At 70.2% G+C, this 20,358-nt stretch carries 18 protein-coding genes; 3 read left to right on the forward strand and 15 right to left on the reverse strand.

Annotation, left to right across the window (positions count from 1 at the left end):
• Position 1 precedes the first annotated feature (1 nt).
• From pyk to AC5W7N_RS22430, 8 genes are all read right to left on the reverse strand, one after another.
• Positions 2–1,420 (reverse strand): pyruvate kinase, encoded by a 1,419-nt coding sequence (gene pyk / locus AC5W7N_RS22395; RefSeq protein ID WP_175585991.1) that lies wholly within the window; start codon positions 1,418–1,420, stop codon positions 2–4.
• Positions 1,421–1,554: 134 nt separating this feature from the next.
• Positions 1,555–2,172, reverse strand: a complete 618-nt coding sequence (locus AC5W7N_RS22400; protein ID WP_195021006.1) for a hypothetical protein — start codon at positions 2,170–2,172, stop codon at positions 1,555–1,557.
• 277 nt (positions 2,173–2,449) lie between these two features.
• The gene (lgt, locus tag AC5W7N_RS22405; protein ID WP_228816091.1) at positions 2,450–3,565 is read right to left on the reverse strand and encodes a prolipoprotein diacylglyceryl transferase; all 1,116 of its coding nucleotides are present in this window, start codon (positions 3,563–3,565) and stop codon (positions 2,450–2,452) included.
• A 102-nt stretch (positions 3,566–3,667) separates the two neighbouring features.
• Positions 3,668–4,468 (reverse strand): tryptophan synthase subunit alpha, encoded by an 801-nt coding sequence (trpA, locus tag AC5W7N_RS22410; RefSeq protein ID WP_495922103.1) that lies wholly within the window; start codon positions 4,466–4,468, stop codon positions 3,668–3,670.
• Positions 4,465–5,733 (reverse strand): tryptophan synthase subunit beta, encoded by a 1,269-nt coding sequence (gene trpB, locus AC5W7N_RS22415; RefSeq protein WP_194991647.1) that lies wholly within the window; start codon positions 5,731–5,733, stop codon positions 4,465–4,467. Before trpB ends, trpA begins: the two co-directional genes overlap by 4 nt.
• Complete coding sequence (gene trpC / locus AC5W7N_RS22420) at positions 5,733–6,551, reverse strand: indole-3-glycerol phosphate synthase TrpC (protein WP_104359429.1); 819 nt, start codon at positions 6,549–6,551, stop codon at positions 5,733–5,735. The genes trpB and trpC overlap by 1 nt, the downstream gene beginning before the upstream one ends.
• Positions 6,552–6,726: 175 nt before the next feature.
• Complete coding sequence (locus AC5W7N_RS22425; protein WP_495922104.1) at positions 6,727–7,464, reverse strand: TIGR02234 family membrane protein; 738 nt, start codon at positions 7,462–7,464, stop codon at positions 6,727–6,729.
• Positions 7,461–9,086, reverse strand: coding sequence for an anthranilate synthase component I (locus AC5W7N_RS22430; RefSeq protein ID WP_228807166.1), 1,626 nt, complete (start codon positions 9,084–9,086; stop codon positions 7,461–7,463). Before AC5W7N_RS22430 ends, AC5W7N_RS22425 begins: the two co-directional genes overlap by 4 nt.
• A 62-nt stretch (positions 9,087–9,148) precedes the next feature.
• Here AC5W7N_RS22430 and AC5W7N_RS22435 point away from each other — a divergent pair, with 62 nt between their 5' ends.
• The 3 genes from AC5W7N_RS22435 to AC5W7N_RS22445 all read left to right on the forward strand — a co-directional run bounded on the left by AC5W7N_RS22435 (position 9,149) and on the right by AC5W7N_RS22445 (position 10,934).
• On the forward strand, positions 9,149–9,610 hold the full coding sequence (locus AC5W7N_RS22435) for a peroxiredoxin (protein ID WP_195007299.1): 462 nt from the start codon (positions 9,149–9,151) through the stop codon (positions 9,608–9,610).
• A gap of 99 nt (positions 9,611–9,709) precedes the next feature.
• Complete coding sequence (locus AC5W7N_RS22440) at positions 9,710–10,330, forward strand: permease (RefSeq protein WP_194991100.1); 621 nt, start codon at positions 9,710–9,712, stop codon at positions 10,328–10,330.
• A gap of 70 nt (positions 10,331–10,400) precedes the next feature.
• Complete coding sequence (locus AC5W7N_RS22445) at positions 10,401–10,934, forward strand: MarR family winged helix-turn-helix transcriptional regulator (protein ID WP_178128273.1); 534 nt, start codon at positions 10,401–10,403, stop codon at positions 10,932–10,934.
• Here the strand turns inward: AC5W7N_RS22445 and hisI are convergent, their stop codons facing one another.
• The 7 genes from hisI to priA all read right to left on the reverse strand — a co-directional run bounded on the left by hisI (position 10,935) and on the right by priA (position 20,276).
• Positions 10,935–11,288, reverse strand: a complete 354-nt coding sequence (hisI, locus tag AC5W7N_RS22450) for a phosphoribosyl-AMP cyclohydrolase (RefSeq protein ID WP_437198434.1) — start codon at positions 11,286–11,288, stop codon at positions 10,935–10,937.
• Positions 11,289–11,295: 7 nt separating this feature from the next.
• Positions 11,296–15,819 (reverse strand): type I polyketide synthase, encoded by a 4,524-nt coding sequence (locus tag AC5W7N_RS22455; RefSeq protein WP_495924176.1) that lies wholly within the window; start codon positions 15,817–15,819, stop codon positions 11,296–11,298.
• Positions 15,819–16,085 (reverse strand): acyl carrier protein, encoded by a 267-nt coding sequence (locus AC5W7N_RS22460; RefSeq protein WP_495922105.1) that lies wholly within the window; start codon positions 16,083–16,085, stop codon positions 15,819–15,821. The genes AC5W7N_RS22455 and AC5W7N_RS22460 overlap by 1 nt, the downstream gene beginning before the upstream one ends.
• A 32-nt stretch (positions 16,086–16,117) precedes the next feature.
• The gene (locus AC5W7N_RS22465; RefSeq protein WP_495922106.1) at positions 16,118–17,770 is read right to left on the reverse strand and encodes a fatty acyl-AMP ligase; all 1,653 of its coding nucleotides are present in this window, start codon (positions 17,768–17,770) and stop codon (positions 16,118–16,120) included.
• 144 nt (positions 17,771–17,914) lie between these two features.
• On the reverse strand, positions 17,915–18,688 hold the full coding sequence (gene hisF / locus AC5W7N_RS22470; protein ID WP_163816236.1) for an imidazole glycerol phosphate synthase subunit HisF: 774 nt from the start codon (positions 18,686–18,688) through the stop codon (positions 17,915–17,917).
• A 4-nt stretch (positions 18,689–18,692) separates the two neighbouring features.
• The gene (locus AC5W7N_RS22475) at positions 18,693–19,535 is read right to left on the reverse strand and encodes an inositol monophosphatase family protein (protein WP_495922107.1); all 843 of its coding nucleotides are present in this window, start codon (positions 19,533–19,535) and stop codon (positions 18,693–18,695) included.
• A gap of 9 nt (positions 19,536–19,544) precedes the next feature.
• Complete coding sequence (priA, locus tag AC5W7N_RS22480) at positions 19,545–20,276, reverse strand: bifunctional 1-(5-phosphoribosyl)-5-((5-phosphoribosylamino)methylideneamino)imidazole-4-carboxamide isomerase/phosphoribosylanthranilate isomerase PriA (RefSeq protein ID WP_130915903.1); 732 nt, start codon at positions 20,274–20,276, stop codon at positions 19,545–19,547.
• Positions 20,277–20,358 lie beyond the last annotated feature (82 nt).

Here is a 20,358-nt window from a genome sequence, read left to right on the forward strand (position 1 = left end):
TCTAATGGTCCTCCTCACCGATACGGTGCACGTGGATCAGGTTGGTGGAACCGACGGTACCGGGCGGGGAGCCGGCCACGATGACGACCAGGTCGCCCTTCTGGTACCGGTTCATGCTCAGCAGCGCCTGATCGACCTGTTTGATCATGGCGTCGGTGCTGTCCACCGTAGGCACGATGAACGTTTCGGTGCCCCACGTCAAGGCCAGCTGGCTGCGCACCTCCGGCAGCGGGGTGAACGCGAGCAGCGGCAGCGGGGTGTGCAGGCGGGCCAGCCTGCGCACCGTATCGCCGGACTGGGTGAAGGCCACCAGCGCCTTGGCGTTGAGCCGCTCACCGATATCGCGGGCGGCGTAGGAGATGACGCCGCGCTTGGTGCGCGGCACATGCGTCAGCGGCGGCACCCGGGTGGATTCGGTCTCCACCGCGTGCACGATGCGCGCCATGGTGCGCACCGTCTCGATCGGGTAGGCGCCGACCGAGGTCTCACCGGACAGCATCACCGCGTCGGCGCCGTCGAGCACCGCGTTGGCGACATCGGAGGCCTCGGCCCGGGTGGGCCGGGAGTTCTCGATCATCGACTCCAGCATCTGGGTCGCCACGATGACGGGTTTGGCGTTCTCCCTTGCCATTTGGATGGCGCGCTTCTGCACGATCGGCACCTGCTCGAGCGGCAGCTCCACACCGAGGTCACCGCGCGCGACCATGACCGCGTCGAAGGCGAGCACGACGGCCTCGAGGTTGTCGATCGCCTCGGGCTTTTCCAGTTTGCCGATCACCGGCACCCGCCGGCCGACGCGATCCATCACGTCGTGCACCAGCTCGACATCCGACGGCGAACGCACGAATGACAGCGCGATGAAGTCGACGCCCAGTTTCAGGGCGAATTCCAGGTCTTCGATGTCCTTGTCGGACAGGGCGGGCACCGACACGTCCATGCCGGGCAGCGACACGCCCTTGTTGTTGCTGACCGGGCCGCCCTCGGTGACCCGGCACACGACGTCGTTACCGTCGACGGCGGTGACCGTCAGGCCGACCTTGCCATCGTCGACGAGCAGGCGGTCGCCGGGCTTGGCGTCGGCGGCGAGTTCTTTGTAGGTGGTGGAGACGCGGTCGTGGGTGCCGTCACAGTCCTCGACGGTGATGCGCACCTCTTCGCCCGTCGCCCACACCGTCCGGCCTTCGATGAAGCGGCCGAGGCGGATCTTGGGGCCCTGTAGATCGGCGAGAATGCCGACGGCGCGGCCGACGTGGTCGGCGGCCTGCCGCACCTTCTTGTAGTTGTCGGCATGGTCGGAGTGCTCACCGTGGCTGAAGTTCAGCCGCGCCACGTCCATACCGCTCTCGACGAGTTCTCGAATACGGTCCTCGGTGGCAGTGGCCGGTCCGAGGGTGCACACAATCTTCGTCCGTCGCATCACGAGTAGAGCCTAGTCCCGACCGCGGTGTGGGTCGCGTCGTGGATGCGCCGAGTCGCCGCGTGACAGTTGCCGAGGCGCCGCGTGGCAGTGCGGGGCCGCCGGGTGGGTGCACGGAATCGCCGGGCCGGGCCGGCTCACCGGGCGCTGAGTGAACGCGCGTAGTTCACCTGATGCAGCAGCATCGGGAAGGTCTGCTGATTCTGCGCCGGGATCATCGTGGAGTGGTAGCGGCCCTCGCTGGTGACCGTCACCTGGACGTAGCCGACCGTGGTCTTCTCCTTGACCAGCAGAAACAGCAGGCCGAGGAAGCACGCCGGGAACAGCAGGATCGCCAGCACCACCGCGTAGGTGGGAATCTTCTCCGAGGTCTGCGACATATCGGTGATCGTCCAGACCGCACCGCGCAACGGCATCGTGCCCGCCGGAGTGGTCACCGAATCCTCGGAGACGCCGATATCGCCGATGGACATCACGAACCCGCCCGGCACGCCGAACGGCATCGGACCGGCCGTGCCCGGCGGCATCGACGGATACATCACACCCGCCATGGGTGGGAAAACTGCGGTGTGTTGCGGCCCGGCGGGTCGCTGTGCGCCGGTCACCGGCCGGGCGGGACCGCCGTCGGCGGGGTAGGCCTGATCGCCCGGATGTGATGGTGGTGGATCGGTGGCCTTGCGCAGACTCGGCCCGGTGCCGGGCGGGCCGTACCGCGGGCCACCGGTTCCCGGCGCGTTCGGATCATTGTCGGCCACTCGCGTCCTCCTGTCTCCCGGGCGCTCGCGCCGCCCCCCGGTCAGCTCAACCTCTTCGCCCAACCATGCGGGCCCGCGCCGGACCCCACCGCCCCCATTCTGTCGGGACGGAGCGCGGTTGTCGCTCGAACCCGATCATGGGCTCCCAGCGCTGTCCTCCGCCGGCCGCGAAGGATCGGCGGTGAGCCCGGGCCGCCGGACATGACTGTCGCCGGCCTCTGAGCGACAACGCCCGACAATGTCGATCAAAGGTGGGCGAAAGGACCCTTCGCGCGGACTAACCGCCCTTCTTCACCGTGGACTGCGTCGGCTCGGCGTCGCCATCGGTGCTCGTCTCGGCGCCGGCGTCGGACTCGGCTGTCCGGGTCGCGGCGTCGGCCGGCGCTTCCGACTCGTCCGCGTCGGCACCGGAAGAGCCGCCCTCCGGCGACTTCGTTTCCTTGTCGCTCTCGTCGGCTCCCGCATCCTCGGCCGCAGGGGCACGGCGCAGGGCGCCGATCTGCCACGGCCACGGGCGCGGTTCGGCGCCGGGCTGCAGTTGTGCCGGCGTCTCGCGGCCCTTCGTCGCGAAGACGAAGTAAGCGATGGCAGCGAGGAAGACCAGGGCCGAGGTGAAGGAGTTGATGCGGATGCCCGCGATATGGGTGGCCTCGTCGTCGCGCATGAGTTCGACGAAGAACCGGCCGAAGCTGTAGCCGGCGACGTAGAGCGCGAACAGGCGGCCGTGGCCGATGCGGAAACGTTTGTCGACGTACACCAGCAGCAGCACCACCAGCACGTTCCACAGCAATTCGTACAGGAACGTCGGGTGCACGACCTTCTCCACCACGCCGGTGGAGACGCCGTTCATCATGTCGAGGCGGCCCTGGTCGTCGAAGCGCTGGTAGATCTCGAGGCCCCAGGGCACCTCGGTCTCGCGACCGTAGAGTTCCTGGTTGAAGTAGTTGCCGAGGCGGCCGATGGCCTGCGCCAGCAGGATCGGCGGAGCGATGGCGTCACCGAGGGCCGGCAGCGGGATCTTGTAGACGCGGCAGCCGATCCAGGCGCCGACACCGCCGAGGAAGACCGCGCCCCAGATGCCGAGGCCGCCCTGATAGATCTTCAGCGCGTCCATCGGGTTGCCGTCGGCGCCGAAGTACTTCTGCCAGTCGGTGGCGACGTGGTAGAGCCTGCCGCCGATGAGACCGAACGGAACCGCGAACATCGCCACGTCCAGCACCGCGCCCTGCTGTCCGCCGCGCTCGCGCCAGCGCCGCTCACCCCACCAGATGGCGACGATGATGCCGGCGATGATGCACAGCGCGTAGGCCCGCAGCGGGAAGGGCCCGACCTGCCACACGCCCTGCGGCGGGCTGGGGAGATAGGCGAGCACGTCGGCGGTGGCGGCGCTCAGGACACCGTCACCCGGCGTGCCGATGCTGGAAACACTGTCTGCCAGGACTCGTAAGGTCACGGGGGCCACCGTAGTCGAGGAGCGCGACGGTGCGCCTTCGGGTCAGGACGCGACGGTGGCCGAGCGCACGCCGTCGGCCAGTTCGGCCGTCAGCTTCCGCACCCCGTCCAGGCCGTCGGCGGCCGCGCTCACCAACGCCGAGCCGACGATCACGCCGTCGGCGTAGGCGGCGATCTCGGCGGCCTGCGCACCCGAACGCACCCCGAGACCGACGCCGATCGGGATGTCGGAATGCGCGCGGATGCGGGCGCACAGTGCGGGCGCGGCCGAGGACACCGCGTCACGGGCACCGGTGACGCCCATGGTGGAGGCGGCGTAGACGAACCCGCGCGACGCCTCAAGCGTCTTGACCAGGCGTTCCTCGGTGGACGACGGCGCCACCAGGAAGATCCGGTCCAGGTCGTGCGCGGCCGAGGCGGCGAACCACTCGCCGGCCTCGTCCGGGATGAGGTTCGGGGTGATGATGCCTGCGCCACCCGCGGCCGCCAGGTCGCGGGCGAACCGGTCGACGCCGTACTTCAGCACCGGGTTCCAGTAGCTCATGACCACGGCCTGGGCACCGGCGGCGGTGACGGCCTCGACCACGGAGAACACATCCCGCACCCGCACCCCGCCGCGCAGCGCCTGCTCGGCGGCCCGCTGGATGGTCGGCCCGTCCATCACCGGATCGGAGTAGGCCACGCCGACCTCGACGATGTCGCAACCGGCCTCGACCATCGCGCGCACGGTGGCGATGGAGCCGTCCAGATCGGGGTAGCCCGCGGGCAGGTAGCCGATCAGGGCGGCACGATGTTCGCTGCGGCAGGCCGCGAAGGTGTCGGCGAGTCTGGACTGCTGGCTCACTGCGCGTTCCCCTTGCCCTCTGCGTCGTCGAACAGTCCGAACCAGCGCGCGGCGGTGTCCATGTCCTTGTCACCGCGACCGGACAGATTCACCAGGATGATGGCGCCGGGGCCGAGCTGCTTGCCGAGTTCGAGCGCACCGGCCACCGCGTGCGCGGACTCGATCGCCGGGATGATGCCCTCGCTGCGGCTGAGCAGCAGCAGCGCGTCCATCGCCGCGGTATCGGTGACCGGCAGGTATTCGGCGCGGCCGATGTCCTTGAGGTAGGCGTGCTCCGGGCCGACACCCGGATAGTCCAGTCCGGCGGAGATGGAATGCGATTCGATGGTCTGGCCGTCCTCGTCCTGCAGCAGGTACGAGTAGGCGCCCTGGAACGCACCGGGCGAGCCACCGGTGAAGGTGGCGGCGTGGCGGCCGGTCTCGACACCATCGCCCGCGGCCTCATAGCCCACCAGGCGCACGCCCGGATCGTCGATGAAGGCGTGGAAGATACCGATGGCATTGGAACCGCCGCCCACACAGGCGGCGACGGCGTCGGGCAGCCTGCCGGTGAGCTCCTGCACCTGCTCACGCGCCTCCAGCCCGACCACGCGCTGGAAATCGCGCACCATCAGCGGGAAGGGATGCGGGCCCGCGGCGGTGCCGAAGCAGTAGTAGGTGTCATCGGCGTTGGAGACCCAGTCGCGCAGGGCCTCGTTGATGGCGTCCTTGAGGGTGGCCGAGCCGGTGCTCACCGACACCACCTCGGCGCCGAGCAACCGCATCCTGGCCACGTTGAGTGCCTGCCTGGCCGTGTCGACCGCACCCATGTAGACGATGCAGTCGAGGCCGAGCAGCGCGCAGGCCGTCGCGGTGGCCACGCCGTGCTGGCCGGCGCCGGTCTCGGCGATGACGCGGGTCTTGCCCATTCGCTTGGCCAGCAGCGCCTGCCCGAGCACATTGTTGATCTTGTGCGAGCCGGTGTGGTTGAGGTCTTCGCGCTTGAGCAGGATGCGGGCGCCGCCGGCGTGCTCGGCCAGGCGGGTGCATTCGAACACCGGCGAGGGACGGCCGGTGTAGTCGCGTTGCAGCCGGTCCAGCTCACCGAGAAATTCGCGGTCGCTGCGCACCTTGTCGTATTCGGCGGTGACTTCGTCGATGACGGCCATCAGCGCCTCGGGCACATGCCTGCCGCCGTAGACGCCGAAGTGGCCGCCGTCGTCGGGTTCGTGTCCGCTGCGGTGGGCGACGCCCTCGCTGGCCGCGGGCAGCCCGGTCGCGGCCATCAGCGCGCCCGCCGGGCGGGCTTCGGGCAGGACGGGTGGGTGCCCGCGGTCACCAGCTGCGATACCGCTGCCCGCGGGTCGCCGCTGGTCACCAGGCCTTCGCCGACGAGCACGGCGTCCGCGCCCGCACCCGCGTAGGCCATCAGGTCAGCGGTGCCGCGCACCCCGGATTCGGCGACGCGGATGACCTCGGTGGGCAGCCCCGGCGCGATCCGCGCGAAGCAGTCGCGGTCGACCTCGAGGGTCTTGAGGTTGCGGGCGTTGATGCCGACGACCGAGGCGCCGGCATTGAGGGCCCGGTCGGCCTCTTCTTCGGTGTGCACCTCGACCAGCGCGGTCATTCCCAGCGACTCGGTGCGGTCGATGAGCGAGCTCAGCGTGTCCTGTTCGAGCGCGGCGACGATCAGCAGGATGACGTCGGCGCCGTGCGCGCGCGCCTCGTGGATCTGGTACGGGCCCACGACGAAGTCCTTGCGCAGCACCGGGATGTTCACGGCGGCGCGGACGGCATCGAGGTCGTCGAGCGAGCCGTGGAAGCGACGGCCCTCGGTGAGCACGCTGATGATGCGGGCGCCGCCGTCTTCGTAGGCCTTGGCCAGGCTGGCGGGGTCGGCGATCTCGGCGAGCGGCCCCTTGGAGGGGCTGGCCCGCTTCACTTCGGCGATGACGCCGATGCCGTCTTCATGCAGTGCCGCGAGCGCGTCCTTGGGCGGCGGCGCGGCGGCCGCTGCGGCTTTGATGGCTTGGAAGTCCAGCAGGGATTCCCGTGCGGCCACATCCGCGCGGACCCCGTCGAGAATCGAGTCGAGTACCGTCATCTGGCTCGAATCCTTTCTGGGGAGACGGACTCACTGCCTGAGAAATCCCCCCAGGCGCTGTCTCACCGGTGCTGATCAAGAGTAAAGGGGCGGGTGTGACGCGCGTTCGCCGGGGTTGTCCCCCGGGTTGCGGGCGTCGGCTACTTGTGCTGCGCGAGGTCGCCGGATCATCGGATCACCTGGTGCCGGGCTCGGCCGGGCCGTCATCGGAGCCGCTCCGCGGGTGATCTTCGGTGGGGTCGGTCCCCGCGTCGAGCGCGTCCCAGAGGACCCGTTCGGTCACCGGCGGCGCGGTGGGGTCGCTCGCCTCGCCGCGCCCGGCGACCAGGTCGGTGGCGGCGGCGCGGCGGGCGACCGGCGTGTCGTACTTGCCCGACAGCTGTGCGCTGTCTTTGGGCATTCTGGCCAGCAGCACGCCCGCGGCGAAGGCGGCCAGCGCGCCTGCCATGGTCAGCACGGCGGGCGCGGCGGAAGTGCTCACCTGCTCGACCTGGGCGCGTGCCGGGAGTTCGGCGAGGGTGGCGGCGCGTTGCGAGGTCGCGCCGGAGCCGGTGAGCAGTGCCAGCGCGGGCACCGCGACGACCGCGCCGACCAGCGCCACCAGCACGCCGACGACCCGGCGCAGCCAGCCCTTGGTGGCCAGCACCGCGGCGATGGCGGCCAGCAGCACCAAGGCCAGCGGGGTGAGCGCGCCGAACCAGGTGCCGCCGTCGAGGTCGTCGGTGCGTGGTTCGGTGAGCCCGTCCGAGGAGCGCACGCTCACCCAGGTCATCCGTGAGGCGCCCCACAGGGCGGCCGCGGAGACGGCGAGCAGCACCACCGGAGCGACGGGATAGCGCCGTCCGGCCGGCGTGCCGGACGTGCCCGCACTCTGCGCTGACGTCCCGGGTTCCGGGGTGTTCTCGTCGCTCATGCGGGCGCCTCGCCGATTCCGGTGGTGCTCGTCGCCGGCCCGGTGCCGGTACCGGCGTCGGTGTCCGCGACGGTCTCGGGGTCCGCCCGATAGGCCCGCACGGTCTTCGCCGCGGCCACCGCCCGCAGCACCGCCATGGCCTTGTTGCGCGATTCGGCGTCTTCGTATTCGGGTTCGGAATCGGCGACCACACCCGCACCGGCCTGGACGTAGGCGGTGCCGTCCTTGAGCAGCGCGGTGCGGATGGCGATCGCGGTGTCGGCGTCGCCGGCGAAGTCCAGATAACCGACCACGCCGCCGTAGACGCCGCGGCGGCTGGGTTCGAGTTCCTCGATCAACTCCATCGCCCGCACCTTCGGCGCACCCGAGAGCGTGCCCGCCGGGAAGCAGGCGCGGACCGCGTCGAGCGCGATCTTGCCCGGCGCCAGCCGCCCGGACACCGTCGACACCAGATGCATGACGTGGCTGTAGCGCTCGACATGCCGGTACTCGGTGACCCGCACCGTGCCCGGCTGGCAGACCCGGCCCAGATCGTTGCGGCCGAGGTCGACGAGCATCAGATGCTCGGCGTTCTCCTTCTCGTCGGCGAGCAGGCCCTTCTCCAGCAGCAGATCGTCTTCCTCGGTGGCGCCGCGCCACCGTGTTCCGGCGATCGGGTGGGTGGTGGCCACGCCCTCCTTCACCGTCACCAGCGATTCCGGGCTGGAGCCGACGATGGAGAACGCGGTCCCGCCGGAGCCATCGGGCACGTGCAGCATGTACATGTACGGGCTCGGGTTGGAGGCGCGCAGCATCCGGTAGAGGTCGATCGGGGCGCCGTCGTAGTCCATCTCGAAGCGCTGCGACAACACCACCTGGAAGGCCTCGCCCGCCTCGATCTCCTTGACCAGCCTGCGCACTCCGGCGCCGAATTCCTCGCTGGTGCGCTGGCGGCGGTACTGCGGTTCGGGCTGGTCGAACACCGAGACCGTCGATGCGGCGGGCGCGGCGAGTGCGGCGGTCATCCGGTCCAGCCTGGCCACGGCGTCGTCGTAGGCCTCGTCGACTCGCTCGGCGGTGCCGTTCCAGTTCACCGCGTTCGCGATGAGGGTGATGGCGCCCTCGTGGTGGTCGAAGGCGGCGAGGTCGGTGGCCAGCAGCAGCACCAGATCGGGCAGCCGCAGATCGTCGGCGGCCAGGTTCGGCAGCCGCTCCATCCGGCGCACGGCGTCGTAGCCGAGGTAGCCGACCATGCCGCCGGTCAGCGGCGGCAGCCCCGGCATGCGTTCGGTGCGCAGCAGTTCCAGGGTCTGGTGCAGCGCGTCCAGCGGATCGCCGCCCGAGGGCGCGTCGGCGGGGGTGGCGCCGAGCCAGGCGGCCTCGCCGTCGACCACGGTCAGCGCCGACGGGCTGCCCGCGCCGATGAACGACCAGCGCGACCAGGACCGCCCGTTCTCCGCCGATTCGAACAGGAAGGTGCCTGCCCGGTCACCGGCGAGCTTGCGGTAGGCCGACAGCGGAGTCTCGGAGTCCGCCAGCACCTTTCGGGTCACCGGCACCACCCGATGCTCGGCGGCCAGCTGATGGAACTGTTCGCGGGTCGTGGTGGCCGTGGTGTCCTGGCGGTGGGATGCGCCCTGCATCGGTCCATCATCCCAGGCGGCTACGACAGGCCGATGGGCGCACCCGCCGGTAGGGTCGGTCCATGAAGACTGGCCAGCTCGCTCCGCAGTTCGAGCTCCCCGATCAATCAGGCACCAAACGTTCCCTCGACGAGCTGCTCGCCGACGGGCCGCTCGTGCTCTTCTTCTACCCCGCCGCCAATACCCCGGTGTGCACGGCCGAGGCCTGCCATTTCCGTGATCTGGCCGAGGAGTTCGCCGCGCTCGGCGCGAGCTGTGCCGGTATCAGCACCGACGCGGTCGACACCCAGGCCGGATTCGCCGACAAGCAGCGCCTCGGTTATCCGCTGCTGTCGGATGCCGATGGCGCGGTGGCTCAGCAGTTCGGCGTCAAGCGTGGCTTGCTCGGCAAGCTGGCTCCGGTCAAGCGCCAGACCTTCGTCATCGATACCGACCGCACCGTGCTCACCGTCATCACCGGTGAACTGCGCGCCAACGTGCACGCCGACGAGGCGCTGCAATTCCTGCGCGAACGCGCCAAATGATCCATCGCCGGTCCGGGTGCCCCCCGGACCGGCACTTTTCCTGCCGAAACACCGTCCGAGCACCCGCACCGTCGTCCCCGGGCAACCTACGCTGGAGTCATGACCACGCCCGAGCGCACGCCGGACACGCGGACCTCCACGATCTCCTGGCGCACCCGGATCATCGCGGGTGCGGTCCTGGTCGTAGTACTGATCGTCGCCTATCTGATTCTCGCCGCGTTCATTCCCCGCTGGTGGGCCCAGCGGGTGGGCGAGATGGTCAACGGCAGCTTCTCCAAGGGCATCGGCTGGGGCCTGGTCTACGGCGGACTGTGTACCGCCATCCCGTTGTTGCTGTTGCTCGTCGCGGCGCTGGTGTGGCGGCGACGCGGCGGCAAGGTCATCGCGGGCGGGGCCGTGGTGCTGGCCCTGGTCTTCGCGATTCCCAACCTGATGACGCTGACGGTGGTGCTCGGCGGCAACAATGCCGCGCACGCCGGCGAACGCATCATGGACGTCGACGCGCCCGCCTTCCGCGGCGCCTCGCTCACCGGCGCGATCATCGCCGCGCTGATCTTCCTGCTCGTGCTGTTCCTGGTGGTGCGGCGCGGGTGGCGGCGGCGCGCGGAAGCCAAGGCGCTCGTGCAGTCGGGCGGTTCGGCGCCGATCGACACCGGCCGGCCGGTCCGCGAACCCGGCACCGCACCCCGCGCGGAGGGACGCCGCCCCGACCACCTGTGAGTGACCTCACGTCGTTTCGTGTCTCGCAGACGGTCGAGCGAAGTCGTGGCAAACTCATGGGCGCGGGTGACTGTCAGGGCACGACCACGTCACTTGGCTCGAGAGAAGGCGCACAGTGACGAAGTGGCTAAACCCAGTAGAACAGCGAGCTTGGCGGGCGATTGTCGCGTTGATGACACGCCTGCCGGGCACTTTGGACACCCAGCTGCAACGCGAGGCCGGACTCACGCACTTCGAATTCTGGGTGCTGTCGCTGCTGTCGGAGGAGCCGGGACACCGGCTTCAGATGAGTGAGCTTGCCCACAGGGCAAACGCATCGCTATCGCGACTGTCTCATGTGGTGTCCAAGCTGGAGCGGATGGGCTGGGCCGAGCGCACCGTCACCGCCGGGCGGCGTGGTGTCCAGGCCGTCCTCACCGATGACGGGTACACGAAGGTCGTCGAGGCCGCGCCCGGATACCTCGACGCGATCCGCTCGCTGGTTTTCGACGGTCTCGACGCCGGTCAGATCTCCACCCTCGCCGATCTGGGCGAGGCGATGGCCACCCAACTGGCCGACCGGCTCGGTGTCCCCCGCACCAAGGGCGAACCCTCCGGTTTCTGATCAGCCCTCGGAACCGGCGGCGAGCAGCACATCCGCATCGAAGCAGGTGTGGGTGCCGGTGTGGCAGGCCGCGCCCACCTGGTCGACGGTGAGCAGCACGGTGTCGCCATCGCAATCCAGGCGCACCTCGTGCACGTGCTGGGTGTGACCGGAGGTCTCCCCCTTCACCCAGTACTGGCCGCGTGAGCGCGAGTAGTAGGTGGCCTTGCGGGTGGCGAGGGTGCGGGCCAGCGCCTCGTCGTCCATCCACGCGACCATCAGCACATCGCCGGTGCCCCGTTCCTGCGCGACGGCGGAGAACAGGCCGGCCTCGTTGCGCTTGAGGCGAGCGGCGATGGCTGGATCCAGAGTCATGCCACCGTTATAGCAGTGCCAGCTCTTCGGCGAGGATCGCGACGGCCTCGCGGATCTGCTGCTCGCTGTGGCAGGCGGTGACGAAGAACCGCAGTCGCGCCAGATCTTCTGGGACAGCTGGATACAGGATCGGGTTGACGTTGATCCCGCGTCGCAGTAGCGCGTTCGACAGCGTCAGTGTCTTCAGCGAATCGCCGACGATGCACGGGATGATCGGGGTGTCGTGGCTGTCACCGGTGTCGATCCCGGCGTCCTTCGCCAGCTTCAGGAACAGTTCGGCGTTGCGACGCAGCCGCGCCAGCGGTTCCGGATCGGTGCGCAGCAGGCGGATCGCCGCCGCCGAGGCCGCCGCGTTCATCGGGGTCATGCCGACGCTGTAGACGAAGCCGGGCGTGGTGTATTTCAGGAACCGGATCAGCTCCGCGCTGCCCGCGACATACCCACCGCACCCGGCCAGCGCCTTCGACATCGTGCCCGACCACAGCTCGACCTCGCCGCGATCCACCCCGTAGTACTCGCCGATGCCGCCGCCGCCCGCGCCGAGCACGCCGACGCTGTGCGCTTCGTCGATCATCAGCAGCGCCCGGTGCTTGTTCTTGATCTCGATGATGGCGGGCAGGTCGGGGATGTCGCCGTCCTGGCTGTACACGCCTTCGATGAGGATCAGCACCCGGCGATACCGGTGCCGCAGTTCGCTCAGCATCCGGTCGAGGGCGGCGTGGTCGTTGTGCGGGAACGGTCTGCGGGTGGCGCCGGAGAGCTTGCAGCCCTGCAGGATGCTGTCGTGGGCCAGGCTGTCGTGGATCACCAGATCCTGCGGCCCGACGATATGCCCGATGATGGTGACGTTCGTGGAATGCCCGCCCACCAGCGCCATCGCGTCCTCGGTGCCGAGCAGCGCGGCGAGTTCGGCTTCCAGCTCCCGATGCACCGGCTTCTCCCCGGAGAGCACCCGGCTGGCCGAGCACGAGCTGCCGTACCGGGCGACGGCGTCCTGCACGGCCGAGACGACCGCCGGATGCCCCGACAGGCCGAGATAGTTGTAGCTGGAGAAATTCAGCACCGGCACACCGTCGATCACCGAGGTGTCGCGGGTGACGCCGTCGTTGACCAGGAAGTACGGATTGGCCAGGCCGAGCGCCTGCGCCCCGGCGAGCCTGCCCTCGATCGCCTTCACCTCGGCGAACTCGCTGATGCGGAACTCGGGTACGACGTGCGGTTCAGGGGCCGCAGCAGTGGGCGCTGTCGCGGCACCACCCGCCGCGACGTACTCGACCACCTCGCCGAGCGTCGCCTGCTCCCCGAAGCGAGCCGGATCGATGACCAGCCCGGGCATCCGGCGGACGATTCCGGTGAACAGGTCGGCGGTCATGATCGAATCGAATCCCAGGTCGCCGCTGAGAGTTTGGGCGTTGCGCAGCCGGTCGGCCGGGTAGCCGCTCACCCTGGCCGCTTCCGCGTAGACAACGCCGATGGCCTGCTGACCGGACGTCCGCGCGCCGTCGGTAGCCGCTGCGGCGGGACCGGCGGCCCCGTGCGCGAGCTTCGCCAGTAGCGCGTTCTGTTCGCGGAAGAGCGCGATCATCTGGTCCATGGTGGTGATGTCCTCGGAGTGTTCGGATGTGGCCGTGCGGGTTCGTACTTCCGGTTGTGCCGGATGATCGGTGTTCTGCTGTTCGCGGGGTGCCGGTGCTGCCGCGCCGAGTTGTGGTCGCTGCTGTGCGCTGTGCGGGCCGGGCGGGTCGAACCAGAAACGGTGTTCGGTGCTGAACTCGTACACCGGCAGCCGGTGACGCACTCGGTGCGCGGGTTCGTAGAGCCGGTCCCAGTCCGGGTCGAAGCCGTCGCGGTACAGGGCGGCGATGGTGCCGGCGAATTCGTGGCCGGTGGCGCCTGGGCCGGGGCTGGGAACCAGGCAGCGGCCGGCGAACTCGGGTCGGATGCGGTTGATCATCGGTGTCAGCACGCGACGCGGTCCCACCTCGATCAGGTGGGTCGGTTCGGTGCCGAGTGCGACGTCGACGGCCTGACCGAACCGGACGGTGGCGCGGATGTGTTCGGTCCAGTAGGCGGCGTCCATCGTTTCGCCGGGCGCGAGCAGACGCCCGCGCACGGTCGAGTAGATCGGCAGGTTCGGCGCGCGGTAGGTGCAGGCGTGCGCGGCGGACTCGAACTCGGCCAGCATGGGTTCCATGCGAGGGCTGTGGAACGCGTGGGAGACGGTGAGCGTCTTGGTGCTCACCGCACGCTCGGCCAGGATCTCCTCGATGCGTGCGAGCGCGGCGGCGTCGCCGGAGAGCACGAGGTCGGCCGGTGCGTTGACGGCGGCGATCGCGACCTCGGGTTCCTCGGCGAGCAGGTCGGCCACCGCGGATTCGCCGGCGCGCACCGCGAGCATCGCGCCGCCGCCGGGCAGCCGCCGCATCAGCGCGCCGCGCAGCACCACCAGCCGGCAGGCGTCGTCCAGGTCGAGCACGCCCGCGACGACCGCGGCCGCGTATTCGCCGATGCTGTGCCCGAGCAACCAGGCCGGGCGCAGCCCCGTCTCGGCCAGGGCACTCGCGAGCGCGTACTCCATCGCGAAGATCGCCGGCTGCGCCAGATCGGTGCTGTCGATGTGGGCGGTGTCGTCGAGCAGCAGTGCGCGCACGGACCGCCCGAGGTGAGCGCGCATGGCGTCGTCGACCGTGCGCAGCGCCCGGCGAAAGCCTCGGCTCGCCGCGTCGAGCGCGCGCGCCATTCCGGCGAACTGGGAGCCCTGCCCGCTGAACATCCACCCGGCGGACACCGGCTGGGCGACACCGCTGTCCGGTGCCCGCCGCAGCTGCTCGATCGCCTCGTCCCGATCGGCGGCGACGACGGCGAGCCGCTGCCGACCGGAGGCCTTGACCTGATTGCTCGTCCAGCACAGCTGCGCGAACCGATCGCGAGGCAGGGCGGCCACCGCGTCGGCGATCCGTGCCGCGTTACGGCGCAACCCGTCGGTGGTGTCCGCCGACAGTGTCAGCACACCAGCGCCGGCCACCGGGTCGCCGTGCCCACCCAGGCCCACACCGTCATCGGTGTCCGCCGATGGCACACCACCGTCGACCGGATGGTCCGGCAGCGCATCTCGGCCCGGCCGGTCAACCGTGTCCGCAGACACCGACGGACCGCCGACCGCACCAGCCGAACCGCCGGCAGCCTGCGAGCCAGATCCCGGCGCGCGGCCGACGGCAGCGGGTGGCGATGACAGCGGCGCACTGCCCAGCACGATATGCGCATTCGTCCCGCCGACACCGAAGCTGCTCACCCCGCCCACCGCTTGCTCACCGAGCGGCATGGCCTCTCCCAGCAGACGCAAGCCGTGCCGTGCGAGCCGCAGTTTCGGATTCTCGGTATCGGCGAACCGGGTCGGCGGCACCAGTCGATGGTGCAGGCCGAGCGCGACCTTGATCAGCCCCGCGATGCCGGCCGCGCCCTCGGTGTGCCCGAGATTGCCTTTGACCGAACCGATGCCGCAGGGCCGGGCGCGGCCTGCGTGCAGTGCGCCCAGCGCCTTGACCTCGATCATGTCGCCGAGCACCGTGCCGGTGCCGTGCGCCTCGATGAAATCCACCTCCTGGGCCCGCACCCCGGCGCGCTGGTAGGCCTGCTCGACGACCTGCTGCTGCGCCCACCGGTTCGGCGCGGTGATGCCGTTGCTGCGGCCGTCGGAGTTGACGGCACTGCCCTGGATCACCGCGTAGATCGGCAGTCCGGCGGCTTGCGCGTCGGCCAGCCTGCGCAGCACCAGCACGGCCGCGCCCTCGCCGCGGACGATGCCGTCGGCCGAGCCGCTGAACGGTTTGCATCGCGCGTCGGGCGCCGACAGGCCGGCCTGGGTGTAGAAGATGCCGACCGCGGGCGTCAGCACGAGGTTCACTCCACCGGCCAGCGCCTGATCGCATTCCCCCGAGGCCAAGGCGGTGCAGGCGAGGTGGACGGCGCTCAGCGACGACGAGCACGCGGTGTCGACAGCCATGCTGGGACCCCGCAGATCCAGCTGGTAGGACAGCCGGTTGGCGGTCATGAAGTACCCGTTGCCCGACCCGTGCTGCGCGGTGATCGCGGAATAGTCGCTCATCTGCACGTTCGCCCACTCGTTGGCCATCACGCCGACGTACACGCCGGTGCGGGACCCGGCCTGAGCTCGCGGATCGAGGGTGGCATCTTCCAGGGCGCGCCACGCGGTGTGCAGCAGCAGCCGCTGCTGCGGGTCCATCGCGGCCGCCTCGCGCGGGGTGATGCCGAAGAATGCGTGGTCGAAAACGTCGGCGTCGGTGAGGAATCCACCGCCGCGGTTGTTGATGGTGCCGGGACCGCCGGCCGGATCGTGGACGTCCTCGGCCGCCCAGCGGTTCACCGGAACCTCGGAGATGGCTTCGTCGCCTTCGATCAGCAGCCGCCACAGTGCGGCCGGGTCGGCGGCGCCGGGGAATCGGCAGTCGATACCGACGACGGCGATATCGGCGTGCTCGCGCGAACTCTCGGATCCGGTAGGCGAACTCATCACGCCGCGCAGGGGGTGTCGATGGCGAGGAACGCGGCGATATCCGCGATGGTCGGATAGTCGAACACCAGGGTCGGATCCACCTCGATCGACCAGCGGTCCTCGATCTCCCCGCACAGCGCCACCGCCGAGACGGAGTCGAGGCCGAGTTCGGCGAGCGGGACAGCCGGATCCACCTGGTGCGCGGCGCGTCCGGTGTAGTCGGCGACGCGCTCGGCGAGCCAGCCGGTGATCGATGTCGGAGGGGTGGTTGCGGTGGCGAACACGGTCGTCTCCCGGGTGGAATAGGGGTGGGTGGTCACTGGCTCGGCGCCGGTTCGAGGTCGTGGTGCAGCACGCCGTCGACGCGGCGGTGCAGCAGTGCGGTGCGCATCGAGTTGCGCTGCACTTTGCCGCTGGTGGTGCGGTGCACCGAGCGCGGTTCGACGAGCACGACATTCGGTGCGGGCACCGCGAATTCGCGCGCGACGGCGGTCTTGATCACGGAGGTGAGTTCGGCGAGGCTGACGCCCTCTTGCCGCGCGGTCTTCACGCTGTGCACCACGACCAGGCGTTCCCGGTCGCCGGCGTCGACCGAGACCGCGACGCCTGCGCCCGCCAGCGCCGGATGCAGCCCGCGCACCAACTCCTCGATGTCCTGCGGATAGATGTTGCGGCCGTTGACGATCAGCAGATCCTTGCGGCGCCCGGCGACGAACAGCTCGCCGTCGGCCATGAGCCCGAGATCACCGGTGCGCAGGAACGGCCCTTCCGCGCCGAGGTGGGCGCCGAAATCGTCGCTGGTCTCGGCCGGGCGATTCCAGTAACCGGCGGCGACGCTGGCGCCGCGGATCCAGATCTCGCCGACGACGGTGTCGGGCAGCGGCCGGCGGGTATCGGGGTCGACGATGCGGATGTCGAGCCCACGCGCGGGCTGCCCACAGCCGACCAGGGGCGCGTCGGCGGTGTGGAAGGAAGCCGGCAGCGACGGCGTGCGTGCGGCGCTGGCCAGCAAGGTCACCTCGGCCAATCCGTAGGCCGGACGCAACGCCGTCGCCCGCAAGCCCGCGGGCGCGAACCGTTCCCGCACGGCCGCCATGGTGCGTGCGCGCACCGGCTCCGCACCGCACAGCGCGATCTCCAGACTGGACAGATCCAGTTCGGCCAGCTGTTCGTCGGTGACCCGGCGGCTGATCAGTTCGTAGGCGAAATTCGGTGCGGCCGTGGCGGTCGCCCGGTATCGGTCGATGGCCTGCAGCCAGCGCACCGGGCGCTTGAGGAACGTCATCGGCGCCATGAACACCAGGTTCGCCCCGGCGTGGACCGCGCCGAGCAGCATGCCGATCAGACCCATATCGTGGAAGTGCGGGATCCAGCTGACGGCGGTCGTGGTGTCGTCGATGCCCAGTTCCGCGATCGCCGCCTCGTTGTGCAGCAGATTGCCGTGCGTGACGACGACGCCCTTCGGGTTGCCGGTGGACCCCGAGGTGTACTGCAGAAACGCCACCGTGTCCCGGTCGATCTCCGGCATCTGCCAGGCGTCGGGGTCGCCCAGCGCGGCGTCGGTGGCGGAAACCGTCACCGTGGGGGCGGCGGCCGCGATCAGCGGCGCGAGGTCGGCGGTGGTGAGCACCAGCCCGGCACCGCAGTCGGCGATCACCCCGGCGACGCGCCGGGTGCTGCGTTCATCATGCGGAACCGGCGCCGGAACGGCGATCACACCGGCGTACAGGCAACCGAGGAACGCGCGCAGGAACGCCATCGGGTCGGCGTAGAGCAGCACCACCGGCCGCGTCGACGCCTGCTGCCCGGCCAGCCAGACCGCGAGGGCCCTGGCGTCGCGGTCGAGATCGCGATAGCCGACGACCTCCTCGTCGAGCTCGCGGCCGCGCTCACGGAGATAGGTGAAGGACCTGGTATTGCCGTATACGGCGACCTGTTGCCTGACGTGCTGCACAAAACTGTCGTGCACGGGCGGATTCCTTCGCGGTGGGTGGTGGGAGTTCTCACTCTCACCGATTCACCGCTGCCGAAACAGCACCCTCAGGGACCGGCCCGCGCACCCGCAGGGTGCGTCCGGCCTCACCCTTGGTGTGCGAACGCCGAGCCGGCGCCGCTACCGGACGACGATGTCCGCGGCCCGCATCGCGTCCTTGACCTGCGGGATGCTCAGGTCGCCGAAGTGGAACACGCTCGCCGCCAGCACCGCGTCGGCCCCGGCTTCCACCGCGGGCACGAAGTGCTCGACCTTGCCCGCGCCGCCGCTGGCGATCACCGGGATCGAGACCGCCGCGCGCACGGCGCGGATCATCGGCAGGTCGAAACCCGCCTTGGTGCCGTCGGCGTCCATCGAGTTGAGCAGGATCTCGCCCACGCCGAGTTCGGCGCCGCGCACCGCCCACTCGACCGCATCGATGCCGGTGCCGCGCTTACCGCCGTGCGTGGTGACCTCCCACCCCGACGGCGTATCGGGTTGGCCGTCCGGCACCGTGCGGGCATCGACCGACAGCACGATGCACTGCGAACCGAACCGCTCCGACATCTCCCGCAGCACCTCGGGCCTGGCGATGGCCGCGGTGTTCACCGACACCTTGTCCGCACCGGCGCGCAGCAACCGGTCCACATCGTCGACGGTGCGCACGCCGCCGCCGACGGTGAGCGGGATGAAGATCTGTTCCGCGGTGCGGGTGACCACGTCGATCATGGTGCCCCGGTCGGCGGAGGACGCGCTGACGTCGAGGAAGGTCAGCTCATCGGCGCCCTGGGCGTCGTAGAGGGCCGCCAGTTCCACCGGATCGCCCGCATCGCGCAAGTTCTGGAACTTGACGCCCTTGACCACCCGGCCCGCGTCCACGTCCAGGCACGGAATCACGCGTACCGCGACCGTCATCGCCTCATCCTTCCCGGCCACCGCGCGCGGCGGTGGGTTCTGTTTCCGCCGACACCGAACCGATCATCTCCAGCAGCTCGGCGTGCACCCCCGGCGCGGCGGCCAGCACCGAGCCCGATTCGATATGCCACGGCGCGCCGGCCAGGTCGGTCACCACGCCCCCGGCCGCGCGCACCAGCGCCACACCGGCCGCGTTGTCCCACGGGTGATGGCCGAACACGATGGCTCCGCCCAGCGCGCCCGAGGCGGTGAAGGCCAGGTCGATGCCGGTGGAGCCGTGCATCCGCACCCGCGAGGACAGCCTGCTCAGCGCACCGAGCAGATCGAACCGGAAGCGGCCGGGGATGCGCCCGCGCGAATCGAGGTTGAACGCGCCGAAGCCGATCATCGCCTCGGCCAGCGTTCCGGTGGGCAGCGGCGGCAGCGGCACACCGTCGAGCAGCACCGGACCACCGGCGACGGCGGCGTAGCGGCGGCCGAGCACCGGCAGCCAGGTCAGGCCGAGCACCGGTTCCCCGTCCCGCACCAGCGCCAGCAGCATGCCCGAGAGTGGATGCCCGGACGAGTAGTTGAAGGTGCCGTCGATGGGGTCGAGCACCCACGCGGTGCCGCTGGTCAGCTGCGGGCCGCCGAATTCCTCGCCGTGCACCTCGATTCCGGTGAGCTGGTGCAGCCGCGCGGAGATGGTGCGTTCCAGTTCCAGATCGAGTTCGGTGGCGAAATCGTTGTGGCCCTTGTCGACCGCGCTCGGCGCGCCGAGGCCGTCGACGAAGCGCACCGCGGCCGCGTCGAGTACCTCGGCGGCGATGGGCAGCAGTGTGGCGGGATCGGGGTTCGGGACGTTCATATCGGTGGGTCAGCGCACCGCGGCGAGCGCCTCGGGCAGCGTGAACCGGCCCGCGTAGAGCGCCTTGCCGACGATCGAGCCCTCCACCCCGTCGGGCACCAGCTCGGCGATGGCGATCAGATCGTCGATGGTCGACACCCCGCCGGAGGCGATGACCGGGGCGTCGGTGGCGGCGCACACCTCGCGCAGCAGATCCAGGTTCGGGCCGGTCAGCGTGCCGTCCTTGGTGACGTCGGTGACCACGTAGCGCGAGCACCCGTCGCGTTCCAGGCGCTCGAGCACCTCCCACAGGTCGCCGCCGTCGCTGACCCAGCCGCGCCCGCGCAGCCGGTACTCGCCGTCGATGATCCGCACATCCAGGCCGACGGCGACCCGTTCGCCGTATTCGGCGATCGCGCGGGCGCACCACACCGGGTCCTCCAGCGCGGCGGTGCCGAGGTTGACCCGCGCGCAGCCGGTGGCCATCGCGGCCTTCAGCGATTCGTCGTCGCGGATGCCGCCGGACAGCTCCACCTTCACATCGAGTTCGCCGACCACCTCGGCCAGCAGTTCCCGATTGGATCCGCGCCCGAAGGCCGCGTCCAGATCCACCAGATGCACCCATTCGGCGCCGGCTTCCTGCCAGGCGAGCGCGGCCTCACGGGGCGAACCGTAGCTGGTCTCGCTCCCGGCCTCCCCCTGTACCAGGCGGACGGCCTCTCCATTGGCGACATCGACGGCGGGCAGCAGCACAAGACTCACTCCGAACAGCCTAGTAGCTCACCTTCGGCAACCCGGCCCCGGGCCTGCGGATTCACCGATCGCCGAGGCAGCCGCGCCGCGC

This window comes from Nocardia sp. CDC519 (genome assembly GCF_059509835.1).